This is a genomic window from Neobacillus canaveralius, assembly GCF_047237705.1.
Taxonomy (GTDB): domain Bacteria; phylum Bacillota; class Bacilli; order Bacillales; family Cytobacillaceae; genus Neobacillus; species Neobacillus niacini_K.
In genome coordinates this window covers 1,297,264-1,316,488 of record NZ_JBDFLL010000001.1, presented here as the reverse complement: position 1 = coordinate 1,316,488, position 19,225 = coordinate 1,297,264, and the positions used below count along the sequence as shown (strand labels likewise).

Annotated in this window: 19 protein-coding genes, 1 riboswitch and 1 other annotated feature; of the genes, 4 read left to right on the top strand and 15 right to left on the bottom strand. The window is 38.6% G+C overall.

Features of this window, described 5'->3' with window-relative positions:
* Positions 1-16: 16 nt before the first annotated feature.
* Positions 17-1,567 (bottom strand): spore germination protein, encoded by a 1,551-nt coding sequence (locus ABC255_RS06445; RefSeq protein ID WP_412992150.1) that lies wholly within the window; start codon positions 1,565-1,567, stop codon positions 17-19.
* Between the two features lie 144 nt (positions 1,568-1,711).
* Here ABC255_RS06445 and ABC255_RS06440 point away from each other — a divergent pair, with 144 nt between their 5' ends.
* Positions 1,712-1,891 (top strand): hypothetical protein, encoded by a 180-nt coding sequence (locus tag ABC255_RS06440; protein ID WP_412992148.1) that lies wholly within the window; start codon positions 1,712-1,714, stop codon positions 1,889-1,891.
* Between the two features lie 18 nt (positions 1,892-1,909).
* On the opposite strand, the gene ABC255_RS06435 is transcribed toward ABC255_RS06440, so the two are convergent.
* The 10 genes from ABC255_RS06435 to ABC255_RS06390 form a co-directional block, all read right to left on the bottom strand.
* Positions 1,910-2,095 carry a sporulation protein Cse60 gene (locus ABC255_RS06435; protein ID WP_335531655.1) on the bottom strand — a complete coding sequence of 62 codons (186 nt, stop codon included), beginning with the start codon at positions 2,093-2,095 and terminating at the stop codon, positions 1,910-1,912.
* A gap of 98 nt (positions 2,096-2,193) precedes the next feature.
* Positions 2,194-2,499: a rhodanese-like domain-containing protein gene (locus ABC255_RS06430; RefSeq protein WP_412992146.1), complete on the bottom strand. Its 306-nt coding sequence runs from the start codon at positions 2,497-2,499 to the stop codon at positions 2,194-2,196.
* A gap of 51 nt (positions 2,500-2,550) precedes the next feature.
* Positions 2,551-4,968: a leucine--tRNA ligase gene (leuS, locus tag ABC255_RS06425; protein ID WP_412992144.1), complete on the bottom strand. Its 2,418-nt coding sequence runs from the start codon at positions 4,966-4,968 to the stop codon at positions 2,551-2,553.
* A gap of 301 nt (positions 4,969-5,269) precedes the next feature.
* Positions 5,270-5,496, bottom strand: a binding site (T-box leader).
* A 136-nt stretch (positions 5,497-5,632) separates the two neighbouring features.
* Entirely contained in the window at positions 5,633-6,820 is a 1,188-nt protein-coding gene (locus ABC255_RS06420; RefSeq protein WP_412992143.1) for an MDR family MFS transporter, read from the bottom strand.
* A gap of 205 nt (positions 6,821-7,025) precedes the next feature.
* Entirely contained in the window at positions 7,026-7,250 is a 225-nt protein-coding gene (locus tag ABC255_RS06415) for a hypothetical protein (protein WP_335531646.1), read from the bottom strand.
* 135 nt (positions 7,251-7,385) lie between these two features.
* A complete protein-coding gene (locus ABC255_RS06410) occupies positions 7,386-8,846 on the bottom strand; it encodes an ammonia-forming cytochrome c nitrite reductase subunit c552 (protein ID WP_412992141.1) in 1,461 nt (486 codons plus the stop codon).
* Between the two features lie 2 nt (positions 8,847-8,848).
* A complete protein-coding gene (locus tag ABC255_RS06405; RefSeq protein ID WP_412992139.1) occupies positions 8,849-9,373 on the bottom strand; it encodes a NapC/NirT family cytochrome c in 525 nt (174 codons plus the stop codon).
* Between the two features lie 96 nt (positions 9,374-9,469).
* Positions 9,470-10,300 (bottom strand): hypothetical protein, encoded by an 831-nt coding sequence (locus ABC255_RS06400; RefSeq protein ID WP_412992137.1) that lies wholly within the window; start codon positions 10,298-10,300, stop codon positions 9,470-9,472.
* A 252-nt stretch (positions 10,301-10,552) separates the two neighbouring features.
* Entirely contained in the window at positions 10,553-10,732 is a 180-nt protein-coding gene (locus ABC255_RS06395; RefSeq protein WP_335531638.1) for a glycogen biosynthesis protein GlgD, read from the bottom strand.
* Entirely contained in the window at positions 10,729-11,016 is a 288-nt protein-coding gene (locus tag ABC255_RS06390) for a YtzC family protein (RefSeq protein ID WP_179601683.1), read from the bottom strand. The genes ABC255_RS06395 and ABC255_RS06390 overlap by 4 nt, the downstream gene beginning before the upstream one ends.
* A gap of 269 nt (positions 11,017-11,285) precedes the next feature.
* Between ABC255_RS06390 and mnmL the strand changes: the two genes are divergently transcribed.
* Together mnmL and mnmM are read left to right on the top strand one after the other, a co-directional pair.
* Positions 11,286-12,248, top strand: a complete 963-nt coding sequence (gene mnmL, locus ABC255_RS06385) for a tRNA modification radical SAM protein MnmL/YtqA (RefSeq protein ID WP_412992134.1) — start codon at positions 11,286-11,288, stop codon at positions 12,246-12,248.
* Positions 12,249-12,250: 2 nt separating this feature from the next.
* The gene (gene mnmM, locus ABC255_RS06380; RefSeq protein WP_412992132.1) at positions 12,251-12,823 is read left to right on the top strand and encodes a tRNA 5-(aminomethyl)-2-thiouridylate-methyltransferase MnmM; all 573 of its coding nucleotides are present in this window, start codon (positions 12,251-12,253) and stop codon (positions 12,821-12,823) included.
* Between the two features lie 28 nt (positions 12,824-12,851).
* Here mnmM and ABC255_RS06375 read toward each other — a convergent pair whose 3' ends face one another.
* Together ABC255_RS06375 and ABC255_RS06370 are read right to left on the bottom strand one after the other, a co-directional pair.
* Positions 12,852-13,910 (bottom strand): tetraprenyl-beta-curcumene synthase family protein, encoded by a 1,059-nt coding sequence (locus tag ABC255_RS06375; RefSeq protein ID WP_412992130.1) that lies wholly within the window; start codon positions 13,908-13,910, stop codon positions 12,852-12,854.
* Between the two features lie 37 nt (positions 13,911-13,947).
* Complete coding sequence (locus ABC255_RS06370; protein ID WP_412992128.1) at positions 13,948-14,751, bottom strand: alpha/beta hydrolase; 804 nt, start codon at positions 14,749-14,751, stop codon at positions 13,948-13,950.
* An 80-nt stretch (positions 14,752-14,831) separates the two neighbouring features.
* Here ABC255_RS06370 and ABC255_RS06365 point away from each other — a divergent pair, with 80 nt between their 5' ends.
* The gene (locus ABC255_RS06365) at positions 14,832-15,344 is read left to right on the top strand and encodes a gamma carbonic anhydrase (protein ID WP_412992126.1); all 513 of its coding nucleotides are present in this window, start codon (positions 14,832-14,834) and stop codon (positions 15,342-15,344) included.
* Between the two features lie 42 nt (positions 15,345-15,386).
* Here ABC255_RS06365 and asnB read toward each other — a convergent pair whose 3' ends face one another.
* Both asnB and metK read right to left on the bottom strand, forming a co-directional pair.
* Positions 15,387-17,279, bottom strand: a complete 1,893-nt coding sequence (gene asnB, locus ABC255_RS06360; RefSeq protein WP_412998496.1) for an asparagine synthase (glutamine-hydrolyzing) — start codon at positions 17,277-17,279, stop codon at positions 15,387-15,389.
* 198 nt (positions 17,280-17,477) lie between these two features.
* Positions 17,478-18,683: a methionine adenosyltransferase gene (gene metK / locus ABC255_RS06355; RefSeq protein ID WP_412992124.1), complete on the bottom strand. Its 1,206-nt coding sequence runs from the start codon at positions 18,681-18,683 to the stop codon at positions 17,478-17,480.
* 202 nt (positions 18,684-18,885) lie between these two features.
* A riboswitch (SAM riboswitch) is annotated at positions 18,886-19,026 on the bottom strand.
* Between the last annotated feature and the right edge of the window lie 199 nt (positions 19,027-19,225).

The following is a 19,225-nucleotide window of genomic DNA, read 5'->3' as shown; positions in this document are numbered from 1 at the left end:
TACTAGCTGTTAAATATCAATGATTATTCTTTTGGGGAGGTTGTGGTTTTTGATTTCTATTAGTTCTTTCTTCTTCTTTTCCTTTAGCTAAATTAGGCAGCCGGTTCATTTTCCACCAAGGCACACGAATAATGGTGTCCTTTTGATCAGATGGCTGGAAAGGTGAAGCAGGAGCCAAATAGGATTCTCCAAAAGACCGTAAGGATAGCGCGTGGATGGCAAGCAATGTAAATACCACCGAGAAGCCTAACAATCCCAATGTGCCAGAAGCAATTAATAAAGGAAATCGAACTAATCTAATTGCAAATGACGCTGTATAATTAGGAATAGCAAAAGAAGCAATCCCCGTTGTAGCGACAACAATCACCATAAAAGGGGAAACAAGACCTGCTTGGACAGCAGACTGACCAATAACTAATGAGCCAACAATACTAACAGCCTGCCCCACTGGTTTAGGCATCCGTAACCCCGCTTCTCTCATCAATTCAAAGCTAATTTCCATTAGTAATGCTTCTAGTAAAACAGGAAATGGGATAACATCTCTGCCTGAGGCTATTGTTAATGCAAGTGAGGTAGGTATCATTTCTTGGTGAAAACTAACCAACATCACATATATGGATGTAAAAACAAGACTAATGATAAAGGCTAAATACCGAATTATTCTAAAAAATGAACCAACCATATATCTAGTGTAATAATCGTCACTAGCTTGTAAAAACTGCCAAAAATAGGTAGGTACGATAATGACAAAAGGTGAATTATCAACAAAAATAGCGGCCCTGCCCTCCAAAATTGCCGCAGCCACCTTATCAGGTCTCTCGGTAGTCTGGACTGTGGTAAACGGAGATAATGGCGCATCCTCAATTAATTCTCCTATGTAACCCGAATCTATAATTGCATCAATTTTAATTTTATCCAATCTTTCCATTACTTCTTCTACTAAACCCTCTTTAACCTTGCCACGATGATAAGCAATATTAATGGTTGTCTTGGAACTTTTTCCAACAGTCGTAGACTTAAACGAAAGGAGAGGGTCTCTTATTCTTCTCCTAACAAGAGCAGTATTGGTCCTAATATTCTCAGTGAAGCCATCGCGCGGTCCAATAACTACCTGCTCTGTTTGGGGCTCGGACACCGACCTTTCTGACCAGCCTCTTGTAGAAACAAGGATGGTTTCCTTACATTTATCAATAATGAATAGTGTATCGCCTGAAAGTATTGCCTCTATAGCTTCCTCGACTTTGGTTAGTAATTTAAGGGCATGGGAATGCAGGATATGCTTAGTGATTCTATCAGGCAAATTATTGTATAAGGTAGTTACGTCCAGATCTCTTAAAAGCTTCGGAGCTTGATAGATGAACGAATCAATAACCGTATCAATTTTTGTATCATTAACCAATCCATCAATAAAAAAGCAAACAATTTTTATGTCCTTCTGCTCGTGAAAATAAAATTCTCTAATATTTAAATCAGTATTATCTATGAGAATGTCTTGTATCAATTGTTTATTATCCTGGTAACTTGTTGTGAAATTTCTTGAAAGTAGTTCTTCTATAGATTTTCCCATGACTATTGACTCCAATTTTCGACATTTTAGTCTTGTTACACTTTATAACCAAACCAATGTTCATCTATTCAAATTTTAGGTATTAAAATAAACTCAACTGCCGAGAATGGTTGAATACAAGGTTTTAAATGGAGTTGTGGAAAAATGGATTTTTATCATAACTGGCTCTACGAATATGTATTAAATACGAAGTGGTTTTTATGGATAGTAGTTGGAGCGATTTTTAGCATTAACATTGTTGGACCATTGTTTATTTGGAGGATTACTAGCAGCAAAACAAAAAAAGATACTACAGACGTTCTGGACACAAAGGATAACACCTAACGGGCTAACAGCCAGCTGTCAGGCCCGATAGATAATCATTGCTGAAAAACAATAGATTTGATCTTCCTCTTCATCCTCTGGTAATGCAGCTACGTTATATTTAATATCCAGCAATTTCTTATCATCAAGTCCCCTTAAAAAGCGGTTCATTTCCTTTTCTAAATCCTTTTCATGCTCGCGATCAAACAATTTAACCTGAATCATTGGAATCCCTCCATTGGTTTTTACTTTCAGTCTTTCCATTTATATTGAAAATTAAAAATCGGATGTATAAAAAAAAACGACTCCACTAATGGAATCGTTTATTTTACTTCTCCTTGCCATGCAAGCATTCCGCCTGTCATATTACGGACTTTATAGCCCTGTTCTTGCAAGTAGTAGCAGACATTTCCACTACGTGCACTGGAACGGCAAATAAAGATATATTCTTTCTCTTTATCAAAATAATCAAGATTAGCAGGAATATCGCCCATGCGGAGATGCTTCGCACCAGGTATCATGCCATGCGCCACCTCTTCTTCCTCTCTAACATCGACAAGCTCGAGTTTCTCCCCTTGTTCGAGCTTTTTCTTTAATTCTTCTGGCGTAATAATCTGAATTTCTTCCATAATTCCACCCCTATTTAAGGGTTTCCCCCTGCTGAACAGGGGGATTCCCAATTAATTAGCTACGATATTAACAAGTTTACCAGGAACGGTGATAACTTTACGAATAGTTTTCCCTTCGATTTGTTCCTTAACTCTTTCATCGTCCATCGCAATTCCTTCTAATGCTTCTTTGCTGGCATCTGTCGGAACTAGTAATTTAGTCTTTACCTTCCCGTTCACTTGGATGACAATTTCAACTTCATCATCCACTAATTTAGCTTCATCATATGCAGGCCAAGTTTCATATGAAATCGTACCGCCAGACCCAAGTTTTTCCCAAAGTTCTTCAGCTACATGCGGGGCTACTGGGGCAAGCATTTTCACGAAGCCTTCCATAAAGTGCTTTGGAAGAACAGTTGCTTTATATGCTTCGTTAATAAATACCATCATTTGTGAAATCGCGGTATTAAATCTCAAGCCCTCATAATCCTCGGTTACCTTTTTCACTGTTTGGTGGTACACCTTTTCTAAATTAGAGGCTTCTTCATTCTCTTGAATTTTTGGATTTAATTCTCCATTTTCCTCTATCATCAAACGCCAAATTCGATCAAGGAAACGTCGGGATCCATCAAGACCATTTGTAGACCACGCAATCGAAGCGTCAAGTGGTCCCATGAACATTTCGTATAATCGAAGTGTATCAGCACCATGACTGTCAACGATATCATCAGGGTTTACAACATTTCCTTTTGACTTACTCATTTTCTCATTGTTTTCACCTAGAATCATTCCTTGGTTGAAAAGCTTTTGGAATGGTTCTTTTGTTGATACAACCCCGATATCATAAAGGACTTTGTGCCAGAAACGAGCGTATAATAAGTGAAGAACAGCATGTTCTGCGCCGCCAATGTAAACATCGACAGGTAGCCAGTGTTCTAATTTTTCTTTTGAAGCAAGTGCTTGATCATTTTTCGGATCAATGTAGCGTAAATAATACCAGCAGCTGCCTGCCCATTGTGGCATTGTATTTGTTTCACGACGACCCTTCTTGCCTGTCTCTGGATCCACTACATTTACCCAATCCTCAATCACAGCAAGTGGAGATTCTCCAGTTCCAGAAGGTTTGATGTTGGTTGTTTTCGGTAACGTTAACGGCAGCTGATCTTCAGGAACCGCAGTCATCGTACCATCTTCCCAATGGATAATCGGAATCGGCTCACCCCAATAACGTTGACGGCTGAACAGCCAATCGCGTAAACGGAACGTTACCTTTTTCGTACCAATCCCCTTTTCTTCCAACCAGGAAATCATATTCACAATAGCCTCTTCTTTATTTAAACCATTTAAGAATTCGGAGTTAATATGCTCACCATCACCTGTATAGGCTTCCGTTTCGATACTACCCCCTGCGACAACTGCTTTAATCGGAAGGTCAAATTGTTTAGCGAATTCGTAGTCACGTTCATCATGTGCAGGTACCGCCATAATAGCTCCTGTACCATAGCTTACTAATACATAGTCGGCAATCCAGATTGGCATTTTTTCGCCATTAGCAGGATTGATTGCATACGCACCAGTAAAAACACCTGTTTTTTCTTTCGCTAAATCGGTTCGTTCAAGGTCACTCTTCGTCTTTACTTTATCCAAATATGCATCAACTGCTGACCGTTGTTCCGCTGTTGTAATCTTATCAACAAAGGAATGTTCCGGTGCAAGTACCGCATATGTTGCACCAAACAGTGTATCAGGACGAGTCGTAAACACAGTGAAGGTTTCATCATGTCCATCAATCGCAAAGGTTACTTCAGCACCTTCCGAACGGCCAATCCAGTTGCGTTGCATTTCTTTAAGGCTCTCTGGCCAGTCAAGCTCTTCTAAGTCCTCAAGTAAACGATCACCGTAAGCAGTAATTTTTAACATCCACTGTTTCATTGGTCTTCGTTCAACCGGGTGACCACCGCGCTCACTCTTACCGTCAATGACTTCTTCATTAGCCAACACGGTACCAAGTGCTGGGCACCAGTTAACAGCTACTTCGTCAATATACGCAAGACCTTTTTCCCATAGCTTTAAGAAAATCCATTGCGTCCATTTATAGTATTCAGGATCTGTTGTATTTACTTCTCGATCCCAATCGTATGAGAAACCTAATGATTTAATTTGTCTTCGAAACGTATTAATATTCTTCTCAGTGAACTCTGCAGGGTCGTTTCCGGTATCTAAAGCATATTGCTCTGCAGGTAAACCGAATGCATCCCAGCCCATTGGATGTAAAACATTATATCCTTGCATTCTCTTTAAGCGTGCAAGAATATCTGTAGCGGTGTAGCCTTCAGGGTGTCCAACATGTAGTCCTGCTCCTGATGGGTATGGAAACATATCTAAAGCATAGAATTTTGGTTTATCAAATTCTTCACTTGTTTTAAAAGTTTTTTCTGTTTCCCATTTATTTTGCCATTTTTTCTCGATATGCTGATGATCGAAACTCATTGTCAGTTCCTTCCTTCTCTTAAAAAATTCACTGTGTTTTAATTGACCTGTTGATTTGCGCTCCACTAAGGAATGCTTCTTGGAATAATCACCGCAGGGACAGGCGGTCTTTTGCCTGTCCCGAGGCACTTCGCTTTCCGCGGGCGGTCCAGGGAGCCTCCTCGGCGCTTTAGCGCCTGTGGGGTCTCCCCTGCCCCGTCCTCCCGCAGGAGTCTTCGTGCCTTCCGCGCAAATCAACAGGGTGCAAATAACAAAATTTAACTTTTAACACAGCCTAAAAACAAAAAAACCCCTCATCCCAAAAAGGGACGAGAGGATTGTCTATGTATCTTCCCGCGGTACCACCCACATTAGTGTTGTAAAACACTCGCTTCATTCATCCTTAACGCGGAATACGGCAAACATTACTATCCAGGTTCATGTTTGCAACTCATAGGCGAGTTCATGATGTACCCGATTGACTTTCACCAGCCGTCAACTCTCTAAGAACGGGTATAATTCACTACTACTCCTAATCACTGTCATTCATTATAAAAAGTATTACGGTAATTGTAATAAATTTCTTCACAGTATGCAAGTAACATTCTCCTAAAACAGTTTGACCAAAATAATTATTTTTAAACATAAAAAAAACGGCCTCAAAGTAGAAGCCGGAAATTTTAAATTAGGAAAGTTTTACGTTTAATTTCTTTCCCGTTTTCAAGATACGGTCATAAGCTAGAGTTGTTACTACTGCTATGATGAATAATCCAATTAAAACGTAGAATAATGCAGACATACTGTATAGGTCCACCAGCAGTCCGCCTAATAATGGACCAATCATTCTTCCTCCAGTAGCCGTACTATTAACAATTCCTTGATAAAATCCTTCGCGTCCCTTTGGAGCCAAATCAAAGGCGATTGTTGGAACAGCAGGCCAAATAAACATTTCACCTATGGTTAGAATGATCATAGCGACGAGGAATCCAGAAAATGCACTTGCGTTTCCTGCTATTAGGAAAGAAACAATAAAAATAGCAATCCCGATGAGGATTTGTATCTTTAGTGTGGTAGCAAGTCGCTTAAGCATGCCATTTAGTAATGGCTGACCAAGAACAATTAATGCACCGTTTATCGTCCATAATAGGCTGTACTGCGATAATGATATATTAATTTCCTGAGTATAAGAAGCGATCGTTGTCATCCATTGTACATAGCCAACCCAGCATAGCAAATACCCAAAACATAAAATTAATAAAGCGTAGAGATTTTTTCGCCCTTTAACAATCGCTGCATCCTGAAGGCTATTCGCTTGTTTTGCAATACCAGTTGAAATCCCTTTATAGCCAAAAACAGCTATTAATAAAAAGATAATATACATAACGGTGTTAGCAAGGAAAATTAATTCAAATGAGTAATCGGCAAGAATGCCTCCAAGTGAGGCTCCGACCGCTACCCCAAGGTTTTGCGCAATATAAACGGCATTAAAGGCTTTACGTCCGCCTTCCTTCCAAACCATTCCCGCCATCGCATACATGGCTGGGAATGTGACTCCACTACCAAATCCAATAATGGTAAGGAAAATAATATACTCCGGCCAGCCATGCCAGAACGTTAACCCAATTAGTGCTGAAAGGGAGATACATATTCCTAGAAGAATAGATTTGTAACCGCCGATTTTATCAAAAAGACTGCCGCCATAAAGATTTCCAATGACACTCGCTGCAGAGTTCAACATTAAAACAACGCCGGCCATCGATAACGACTTACCTAAATGATCGTGAATATAGATTGTATTTAACGGCCATAAAAAGGAATTTCCTGTTACATTCACTGCCATCCCAATAATTAATAGCCATAACGCACGTGGCATGAAAAACGCTCCTTTACAATAACAATAACAAGTTCCAAAAATATATTTTAGACCCATTCAAGATTCCTGACAATCTTTTTCTTTAAGCTGTTAAAGATTAATTTTTTTATTAAACCATATTACATAAAGCGGAAATATAACTTTTTTAAAATAGCAATGCTATCACAAAAAGGAAAAAGCCCTTAAATAAAAAGGGCTTTGGAAATTATCTTTTTTTCTTTTTTGCTAGGTCGGCAGCTGAAGGTTTATTTTTAACTGCTACTTTTTCTACTGTAATCTGCACATGGACATGCTTGTCATCAACCTGATTAACACCAGTGACTTTACCTTTACGGCCTTTAATGGTAATCGGTTCATCAAGAGCTGGAACACTTCCAAGAAGCTGATTTAATATCTCTACTTTGTTTTCGAAAAAGTGGACAACATACATGAGCCTCACCTATTTCATAAGGATTTTCCTTATAAAATATTTAATTTCCCGCCATTTTAGACCAATACCATATAAGTTTTATTTATTTCTCATAATCCTTCTTAGCGGGACGATTAGGAAAATGGTTGAAAGGGTCTATTTTTTTACTGCTGGCACTACTGGCTGCTGAGCAGGGAAGTAGCTGTTTACGGCATGATCCTTTTTCTTCTCGTTAACGGTTTCCGCTTGGACAGCTGTTTTCACTTTTTCAATTTCAGAATTGAGTTCTTCAATGCTGACACCTTTTTTCACTAACTCTTCTGTTGCAAGGCGAATGGCATTGTTTGATTGCACAACTGATTCTCTTAATGAATCCATAGAACCTTGTGGATTGTGGAAACCTGAAGAGTTTTCAGCCGCAATAATATCCCAGAACCATTGACCTTTACGGACAAATTCTTGAGCCTGCTTAATCTTGTCCTGACCAACTCCAGAAGTAATCATCTTATTAATATAATAGTGAGCAGTGGTTGAGATGTCCTGTGCCTCATGTAGTGCACTTACGTTAGCTTCTTGAATTTCGAGAACACGGTCTTTTAATTTGTCTAAATCACGATCACCATGACACTGTCCACATGATGTATCCATCGTTTTGAGTGGTGAAGTCCAGTAGTGTGAAGTGATTTTTCTTTTTCCATCTACACGCTCATATGGCATATGACAGTCAGCACAGGATACATTTGCCTTACCGTGGGTTCCGGAAGTATGAGTTTCATATTCAGGATGCTGCGATTTTAACATTGGTGCTCCAGAGATATTGTGAACCCAATCTTTCTCAAACCCTTCATCTTTTGCAATCGTATTATAGTATTCATACATGTCTTCTGGCTTAAAGCCCTCTGACCATGGGAAGGTAACTTCACTGTTGTCAGCTGCAAAATAATACTCTACATGACACTGACCGCAAACATAGCTTCGCATATCATTTTTAGTCGGATTAGAAGTATCTACTCCTTGAGCCTCTAATGCTTTGTAGAAGCTTGGGCGTGTTACGCGTAAGTCCATTGTTTCGGGATCATGGCAGTCAGAACATCCAATTGGTGAGTGTCCCATTGCTTCCCCTTTTGGCCAAATTTCTTGATTAAAATTGGCTCCCCAATAATCGTCGCCCATTTCTTCAATCATTTGTGGGACTGCGGTTGATTTACATGTATAACAAGAACCAACAGATTTATCGGTTATCCGCTTTACGTCGCGAATATCTTCAAGAGCATAAACATGACCACGTTCTTCATTATACTCTGTTGCGAACCCATAACCATTGAAAAGAACCGGAAGTAATGGCTCCTTATCTGGATCATACTTACTACGTTTCACTGAACCTCCGTATGTAGTATCTTCCATCTTCTCATTCTTCATATAACTATTATATTGAAGTGGAAACATCTCTTTAAACGCTTCATTACTTATTTCATCCTTAGAAAGGCCTGTTTTCCCCGTCGCTTCCTTAGCACTTGCCGTTTTTTCACCTGCATTCTCACTGGAATTGCTGCAGCCAGTAATGATGAGAACAAATACTAATAGAAGGAGGTATGCCCCATAACGGAACCTATTCATTCTTAAAATCCTCCCTTATTTTTTAATAGTTCACCGGACTTAGGCGGCTGATCATAACTATCATCTTTAAAGTCGCTTCCATGTGGTACAGTCTGGTGACATGACATACAGTTTTCCTTTGCGTCGTGTGAGACATTATCAACCGTGCTTTTATGACACTCTGCACAGTTGTTATTAATAACTCTCAATGTCCGTGTGGTCGCATAAATTCTATCTGGTATATCTTCAGTACCCAAGGTGTTATAAAAAATATGTGTCATCCCAGCGCGGCCCTTAAAAAATAATTTTCCGACCTCACTCTCATGTGGTAAATGACAGTCGTTACACTGCAATTCTGCATGAGTGGAATCCACAAATGACGTATAAACCGATTTCATGGTATGACAGTTTTGACAAAAACCAGGTGAATCTAGGTAAGCCATTGTTTTAACAGTCCCAAAGGAAAAGAGTACTCCGGCTAAAAGAGCACCTAAAAGTAACACTCTTTTATCAATTGCCAGTAATTTTTTAAACGATTTTTTTAACATCCTTTCACCTCCCATAATATAGATCTCTTTTTCTCTCTAAATTTATTGAATAAAGTACTTTTGTACTTTATTGCCAAAAGGAATGGTCTTGCAAAGTTAATTGTTCCTGCGTTTTCTTTTAAACAAATAAGTAAACGCACCAGCTGCTAGTAAACCTACTCCACTGACAGCTGCGATTGAAAGCGTAGCAGGATTTTTTTTATTTTTCACAGGATCAATTGGTTGTTGTTCTTGTTTGTCCATCAACTCGATACTAGGCTTCGTTTCATTTCGTTCATACGTAAATGAGAAACGGTTCTCCTCTCCAGCTTTTACACCTTGAAAGAAATAGGAGTAAACACCTTCCTCATCAGCGTGAGTCTTTTTCTCTTCAGGTGCCGGAGTAAGAACTACCTTTTTTGCCTTAAGGGGTTGTATAAATGAAATATTGAGTAAACCAATGTCCGCAAAGCTTTTAAACTGGTATGAAAGTGTTTTCTTTTCTTTGTCGGCCATTATTGTATCTGTATAAAATTCAACAACAAATTTATAAACATCATTTGGTTGAATATCTTCGCTTGTTGTCCAAGAAATGGTCCCTTTTTCTTGGTCGATTATGTACTCAATTTCAAACACCTTCGATAAATCACTGGAATAATCAGCTACATAGCCAATCCGAAAATTCTTATCTTCCATAGGCAGAGGCAGTTCAATTTGCCCTTTTTGCGGCTGTTCTGACAGATTACGCATCGTTCCTTGATAGCCAATTAATAAGGGGGGATGTTCTTTGTTTACATCATTGGGATGGTAAGCAAATTCTGGCATTACCTTTATTGAAAGTTCCTCCATAGTCAAAATGTTTTGACTTTCTTCCCCAGCGGTAACAGACGGGTTTAATAACAGTAAAAAGCACAGGAGTATATGGATGGAGAGCAGTAATTTTTTCATCGTACTAACTTCCTTTCAAATTGTGAATTTTTTGTGAATACATTCACAAGACTAATCATTTTTAATCACAAGAAGTCGAATTCATATCTTATTTATCCCATGAAGCTAAGACTCATTCTGTGACCAAAATCACAAATTGAAATTGAGTTATTTCTAATTTGTGAACGGCGATTTTACCTTATTTTCACTGTGTTTTTAGGGGTTTTATCATAAAAAGACCCTCAACAAAAGTTGAAGGTCAAAAGCGAATAATTAAGATGATTGGTTCTTTTCTTGATGAAACTTTGACTTTACCGGCTGGCCGCCTGATTTTTCATATTTCTTTTTAGATTGTTTAACAAGATCAACATCCTGACCAAGCTCAAGATCCTGATTGTTATTTCCATTTCGAGTTTTTTGTTCAGGGTTTTGTTGTTTAGATCGCTTTTTCAAGAAAGATCTCCTCCTCTAAATGCTTGACCCTCTAAAATCATATTATTTTGAAGCTGTTGTATTTGGAGTCTCATCCGATGGAGTTGATCCCGCTGCTGCCCATTCGCACTATGAGCCATTTTGGCAATATCTTGATAGGTTTGTTCAAGCTGTTGTAGGGCGTTCGTATAATCATCATTGTTGTAATGCTCTTGAAGGCTGCTTTCTTTTAATTGATCCTGTGCATAGCGAATAACATCCTCACATTGCTGTATTAAAGCATCCATTGAAGCACGAGTAGCCATCTAAGGACCCCCTTCTTTTTGGCAAAGGCTATTTCTTAAAGATTTTAATGTAGAAATAGTCATTTTGCACTTTGTATTTAGTCGGCAGGCTCTTTAAAGAGCCTTGGTAAAACACTTCCCTCAATGAGTCAAAGTGCTTCATATCTTATTTTGTTCTCTCTCCCTGTTCCTATAACGTGATAATACTGGTAAACAATTCAGTTGGATAAGCGCATATTTTCATGATAAAATTGACTTTATGCTTAAAAAATTAAAAGGAGGTTTCTGAATTGACTCAGACCAACCCTTTTCCATATGCTACTGACGATAAACGTTACCATACATGGAATTATCACTTACGCCAGCAATTTGGCCATAAAGTTTTTAAGGTTGCTTTAGATGGCGGCTTTGATTGCCCAAATCGTGATGGTACGGTTGCACACGGCGGCTGTACTTTTTGCAGTGCCGCGGGTTCAGGCGATTTTGCAGGTGACCGAACAGATGATTTAGAGACACAATTCCTTGAAATTAAGGAAAAAATGCATACGAAATGGAAAGATGGCAAATATATGGCCTACTTCCAAGCCTATACAAATACGCATGCACCTGTTGAGGTTCTCCGCGAAAAATTTGAAAAAGTTCTCAACCAAGAGGGAGTAGTTGGTTTATCGATTGCAACTCGTCCTGATTGCCTTCCTGATGATGTTGTTGAATATTTAGCCGAACTAAACCAAAGAACATATCTTTGGGTTGAGCTTGGTTTGCAAACGGTACATGAACGTACTGCATTATTAATCAATCGTGCACATGATTTTCAATGTTATGTGGAAGGTGTAAATAAACTTAGAAAACATGGGATCCGAATTTGTTCCCACATTATCAATGGATTGCCGCTTGAATCTTATGAAATGATGATGGAAACAGCAAGAGAAGTGGCAAAGCTTGATGTCCAAGGAATAAAGATTCACTTGCTTCACTTACTAAAAGGCACACCAATGGTTAAACAGTATGAAAAAGGCATGCTCAAATTCCTCGCTCAAGAGGATTATGTAAATTTAGTATGTGACCAATTAGAAATTTTACCGCCTGAAATGATTGTTCATCGGATTACTGGGGACGGACCGATTGATTTAATGGTAGGACCTATGTGGAGTGTAAACAAGTGGGAAGTATTAAATGCCATCGACGCTGAGTTAAAAAGAAGAGATAGCTATCAGGGGAAATATTATCAAAAGAGTATAGTGAGGAATTAATCGTGAAGCTAGACCGGATACTCCCTTATGCAAAGAAATTACTCGAAAAGACTATTTCTAGTGGTGATGTTGTAGTTGATGCAACGCTAGGAAATGGTCATGATACAGTTTTTATGGCTAATCTCATAGGTGAAAATGGCACCGTCTATGGATTTGATGTGCAAGAGGATGCCATTCAAACCAGTATAGAAAGATTGAAACAACATGAGTTGGCTGACCGCGTCATCATTTTCCATAACGGACATGAACAGCTTGCCAATTTAATACCCGCGGAACATCATGGTAAGGTAAAAGCTGCGATTTTTAACTTAGGCTATTTACCTGGCAGTGATAAATCAGTTGTAACCAGACCTGAGACTACCATTTCTGCAATCCAGCAATTGCTTGAAATTATGGTACCAGAAGGAATAATTATCCTTGTGATTTACCATGGTCATACTGAGGGAGCAATTGAGCGGGACGCTTTATTGACGTATTGTCAGGATATCGATCAGAAGAAGGCGCATGTCCTTCAGTATCGCTTTATGAATCAACAAAATAATCCCCCCTTTATTGTTGCAATTGAAAAAAGATAAACCAGGCTTCATGCCTGGTTTTCTTTTTTTACGAGGGTTTTGTAAATAATGAGGGAATCAATTTCTGAAAGGAACGATAGGCTAGTCCATTGATATAGAAAAAATAGCTAACAATTCCGCCAGTCTTAATAATCCCCTTTGCTAATTTCCTTATATTTTTCTGTTTACGAACCTTCCCATCCGATAAATAAAATCCCAATAAGCCTCTATTAATAAGCTGGTGGAATTTCTTATGTGGCAGAAATTCCGTATGTTTGTCTGCTTCTGTAACAAAGTGCTTTAGTCGTTTGAAAAGTGTTTCTGGATTTTCATAATAGAAACAAAAATTCAAGTCCCCGCCTTCGCGATCTTCTTCTTGGTCGATGAAATAATCTAATAAGATATGAAGACCTTGTATGTATGGAAAATACCCTTTACGAATATTATCTGCATCTTTAGCATGAAAATCTTCTCTCATTGCATATGAAATAAGACAAAATATCCCCAAGGTCGAACCCGAACAAGCTGAAAATTCGTACCACTCCATGTCTGGAAGCTCGTTTTGATGGACCTCAAACCATTTTTCCAATCTCGGTACACGTTCTTCATGAATAACATGCTTGTGGATTTGCAAGGCACAATAATATTCACAAAGCTCTAACAGATAGTCTTTGATTATGTGATAATGCTTCAATTCATTTAATACTGATCTGCATGTTTCCGCAAGATCATTTAAATAACCGCCATCGTTCTGATCCTCACGAAAGCGGTAATAATTTTTTGGTTTGCTTCCTAGTATAAGTGCATCTTGCATAGATTCATGAAGGGCTTCAAAGTCCTTTGGATCAAGCGATGTACTCCGGTCACAAAGATTATCTAAGTAATCACTAATGGTTTGATAAGCGACAATAAATTTAACTGCTTTTTTATACTCATCATTCGCGCAAAGAGCAAGTATCCCACCGCCTTCACAGTGAAAGGTTTTATGTTCAATACTTGCCAAAGCCTGTGTTCTAAGCTCCTCATTAGGTATACTTTCTGCCTGGGACCTCCAAAACCTTAGTTCCTGATGAACAGCTGGAATAATTCGGCGATATACATTTGACATAAGTCTGATGGGCATCATGGAGAATATCTTCCCTTTCTTAAACAATGTAACCTATTGCTTTTAATTGGCTGATAACAAAATCCTTCGCGTACTCAAATATATCATCCCGTTCTGGTTCATTAAAAATTTCATGATAAAGCTTTGGCCATTCTTTAAACCTTTTTTCTGATAGTGGTGCATGGTTAAACCAATCCTTAACAGGAATCTTATTAACAATTTTATCATCACTAGCTTGCATAACAAGCATCGGAACATCTTTTGTGCCTTCGATTGACAGAAACGCCTCTTTCATAGCCTCGACTAACTCTCGGTACCACCTAACAGAGACTTTTGTGATATAGAGGGTATCATCTTTATCTGCCTCAATTACATCTTGATTTCTGGTAGCCATATCAACGGTTATGCCTGAATTCATTTTTAATGAAGGAAAAACTACATTTATTCCGTATGACAGTAAATCTAAAATTTTCGGAGGGGTATGAACTAAACCTAAGCAAGGTGATGAGAGAATGACCCCTGCCAAGTCAAATCTTTCTTCCTGCAGCAAACGAATTGCAATTAACCCGCCCATACTATGGCCGAATAAAAACACAGGTATTTCATAACGGAAGGCTGCTTTTATCCATTCCTTTACTTCACTTATGTACTCTTCAAATGAATCTATATGTCCTCTGCGGGATCTAGTTGTCATGCCTTGCCCAGGAAGATCACCCATAATGACATGAAAACCAGACTCGCGCCACATTTCAATGAGCCAGCCATATCGTCTGTGATGTTCCATTGCACCATGAACCATCACGATTACGGCCTTCGCTTCCCCTTCTGCTTCCCACTTCCACATAGTTTTTCCCCCTAGAAAAATATTCTATTTAGTATAATATTAAAGTGAATATGTATTTCAGTCAAAAAGGAGCGACCCAAATGATTTATCCATACAAAGATAAAAACCCAAAAATTGCTGAATCTGTATTCATCGCAGATTTCACCACCATTACAGGTGAGGTTGAAATAGGTGAAGAATCCAGCGTCTGGTTTAATTCTGTCATTAGAGGAGATGTCGCGCCTACAGTCATCGGTTGTAGAGTAAATATTCAGGACAACTGCGTTCTGCATCAAAGCCCCAATAATCCATTAATTTTAGAGGATGAAGTAACTGTTGGTCATCAGGTGATACTCCACAGCTGTATTATTGGAAAAAAGGCATTGATCGGCATGGGCTCCATTATTCTTGATCAAGCAGAAATTGGTGAAGGTGCTTTTATCGGTGCAGGCAGTCTTGTACCCCAAGGCAAAAAAATCCCTCCTAATACATTAGCATTTGGCAGACCAGCTAAAGTTATTAGAGAATTAAATGAACATGACAAAAAAGAAATGCACAGGATTTATACAGAATATGCAGAGAAAGCTCAGTATTATAAGTCACTTCAGAAATAATTAAAAATACAAAGCACCCATAATTTTATGGGTGCTTTGTAATTAATTTTTCATAGTCTGAAGTTCTTTTTGTCCTGAAAAGGAGTATTTACCCTCCACATAAACCTGGTGCCATATCATAAAGATAAGCACGGTCCATATTTTACGGCTGTTATCAGCCTTCCCTTGACAGTGGTCTTCAAGAAGTCTTAACACGTAAGATTTATTAAATAAATGATCCGTGTTACTTTCTCTAATAATCGTTTTTGCCCACTCATTCATTTCATTCTTCAGCCAGTGGCGAATTGGTACTGGGAACCCAAGTTTCTTACGATTCAATACATGCTCAGGAACAATTCCTTCTGCTGCTTTTCGTAAAATATACTTCGTTGTACCGTTAGCTGTCTTCAAGCTAGTTGGAATTTTCGATGCTGCTTCAAAAACCACTTTATCCAAGAATGGAACTCGGAGCTCTAATGAATGAGCCATCGTCATTTTATCAGCTTTTAATAAAATATCACCGCGCATCCATGTATGAATATCAATAAATTGCATACGATCAACTGGATCATAGCCTTTTGATTCAGCATAAAGTGGTTTTGTGATATCCGTGTAATCTAAACCTTCACGGTAAACAGAAAGCAAGTCTCTTTTTTCTTCCTCCGTGAACATTTTAGCATTACCAATATATCGTTCTTCCATAGGAGTTACGCCACGCTCTATAAAGCTCTTCCCTTTCATTCCTTCAGGCATCATGTTTGCAATCCCTTTTAACAGTACTTTTCCTACTCTTGGGATTTTATTAAACACTTCTAAATCCTGTGGCTCACGATAAATATTGTAGCCGCCAAACAATTCATCAGCACCTTCACCAGAAAGAACAACGGTAACATGCTTTCTTGCTTCACGAGCGACAAAGTACAACGGAATCGCTGCAGGGTCTGCAAGTGGATCATCCATATGCCAAATGATTTTCGGCAATTCATTCATGTATTCCTGCGGTGTAATCACATAACTGATATTTTCTACCCCAAGCTTATCAGCCGTTTCCTTTGCAACATCTATTTCACTAAAACCATTTTGCTCGAAACCTACTGAAAACGTCTTAATGGCTGGATGAAATTGTTTTGCAATCGAAGCAATAATAGAAGAGTCGATTCCGCCGGAAAGGAAAGACCCAACAGGTACATCACTTCTCATATGCATTTTAACTGAATCGATTAACACATCTTGTATTTCTTTGGTAAACTCTGATTCCGATTTTTGAACCGGGTTAAAATGTGCTTTCCAATATCTTTTAATTTCCATCGGAGAGCCGATTCTTTTTGTAAAATAATGTCCTGGCTCTAGCTTATGAATCCCTTTTGACATCGTGTTTGGTTCTGGGACAAACTGATACGTTAAATAGTGTTGCAGGGAATCATAATCTAATACATCGTGCTCTAGCGCTAGAAGGATGCTCTTCTTCTCAGAAGCAAAAAATGTTCTTTCCCCATCCTCAAAATAGAAGTATGGTTTAATTCCGAAAGGATCCCTTGCACCGAATACCGTTTGTTCTTGTTTATCCCAAATCGTGAAGGCAAACATCCCACGCAGTTTTTCAACAGCCTTCTCTTTCAAATGGCTATATAAAGCGATAATAACCTCTGTATCAGAGTTTGTTGCAAACTGTAAGCCTTCTTTGAGCAATTCTTCACGAAGTTCCAGGTAGTTATAAACCTCTCCATTAAAAATAATCCAATAGCGCTCATCTTCATACGTTAATGGCTGGTGCCCGCATTCAATATCAATAATACTTAAGCGGCGAAAACCGAATTGAATATGGTCATCATAATAAAAACCTTCATCATCAGGTCCACGATGGGTTATAATATCGTTCATATTTTTGAATTGTTGTTTTTGCTCATCACGAAAATGTTGTTCCTTGTCGTGTACACAACCAATAAAACCACACATTATGTACTTCACCTACTCCAATCTAAATATCCAAACTTAAAAAACATACTCTCTTATCCTACCACTATTCATATAAAAATGTCAGTGTGAAAGGTAGGAAAATTCAGGTACAAATAGTTTTAACCTAAACACATTGCCCTAAACTTAGACGACTAAATGCAAAAGAGAGTTACACTAAATGCAACTCCCCTAATTTGTCTATTTAATATTTGCTTGTTGACGTAATGCGTCCACTTTATCTGTACGCTCCCAAGGAAGATCAACATCTGTACGGCCAAAATGACCATATGCCGCTGTTTGCTTGTAAATTGGGCGGCGTAAATTTAACATGTTGATAATTCCAGCAGGACGAAGATCAAAATTTGCACCTACAAGATCAACTAATACATCTTCACTCACTTTGCCAGTACCAAAAGTATCAATAGAAATGGAAACCGGCTTTGCTACCCCAATTGCGTATGCAAGCTGAACTTCAACTTTATCAGCAAGTCCTGCTGCTACAATATTCTTTGCAACATAACGAGCGGCATAGGCTGCAGAACGGTCAACTTTTGTAGGATCTTTACCAGAGAAAGCTCCACCGCCGTGACGTGCATAACCACCATACGTATCTACAATAATTTTACGTCCTGTTAAACCTGCATCTCCTTGAGGTCCACCGATAACAAAACGACCTGTTGGATTAATGAAATACTTTGTATTTTCATCAATTAGTTCTTTCGGCACAACTGGATTAATCACATACTCTTTTACGTTACGTTGGATTTGCTCTAACGTAATTTCGGGATGGTGCTGTGTAGAAATAACAATCGTATCGATACGGACAGGTTTGTCATTCTCATCATATTCTACCGTTACTTGTGTCTTTCCATCTGGACGCAGGTAAGGAAGAATTTCCTCTTTACGAACCTCTGTTAAACGACGTGCAAGCTTGTGTGCCAAGGAAATGGGAAGAGGCATTAATTCTTTGGTTTCATTACATGCAAAACCAAACATTAAACCTTGGTCTCCTGCACCAATAGCTTCGATTTCTTCATCAGACATTTGCCCTTCACGTGCTTCTAGAGCCTGATCGACCCCCATCGCAATGTCAGGAGATTGCTCACCAATAGAAGTGATAACACCACATGTCTCGGAGTCAAAGCCATATTTTGCACGATTATAGCCAATACCCTTAATTGTTTCACGAACGATTTTTGGAATATCAACGTAAGTAGATGTAGTGATTTCACCTGCAACTAAGACTAATCCAGTTGTGACGGATGTTTCAGCAGCAACCCGGGCATTTGCATCCTTTGCTAAAATGGCATCTAAAATCGAATCAGATATTTGGTCACAGATTTTATCTGGATGACCTTCGGTAACTGATTCAGAAGTGAACAAACGACGACGTTTTGTTGACATCTGATTTCCTCCTATATTATGAGATAAATCAAGGTCCATTTGAAGGTTACAGGAATACTTCTAGAACCACTGAAATTGATACGGTACTCATTCCCTTAGTATGAAATAAACAAAGGATTTTTATTAGTAACTCTATTGATAAAAGGTCTATACAAAACAAAAAACCTTACCATTGTGAGGAAAGGTTGTTCCGGTCCTTTCACTCTTATCGTTCAAGGTCAAAGCCTTGCGTCAGATTAGCACCTTCGCACTTGAGAATAGGACCAATAAATAGGATGGTCTTCTCATAAAGCAGGTTGCTGGGTTTCATAGGGCCTGTCCCTCCACCAGCTCAGGATAAGAGAGTATCCGTTCAAATTAGTATCATACTTGAACCTGTCGAGCGTTGTCAACGAATTTGCTAGCAAATTAAGGATAAATATATGAAATTTTTCCATTTAAATTTAATACTTAATAATACAACCCAAATTTACCAATTAGTATAGACTATTAAATTAAATGTGTTATACTTTTTATGAATATATTGACAATTAAAAACTTGA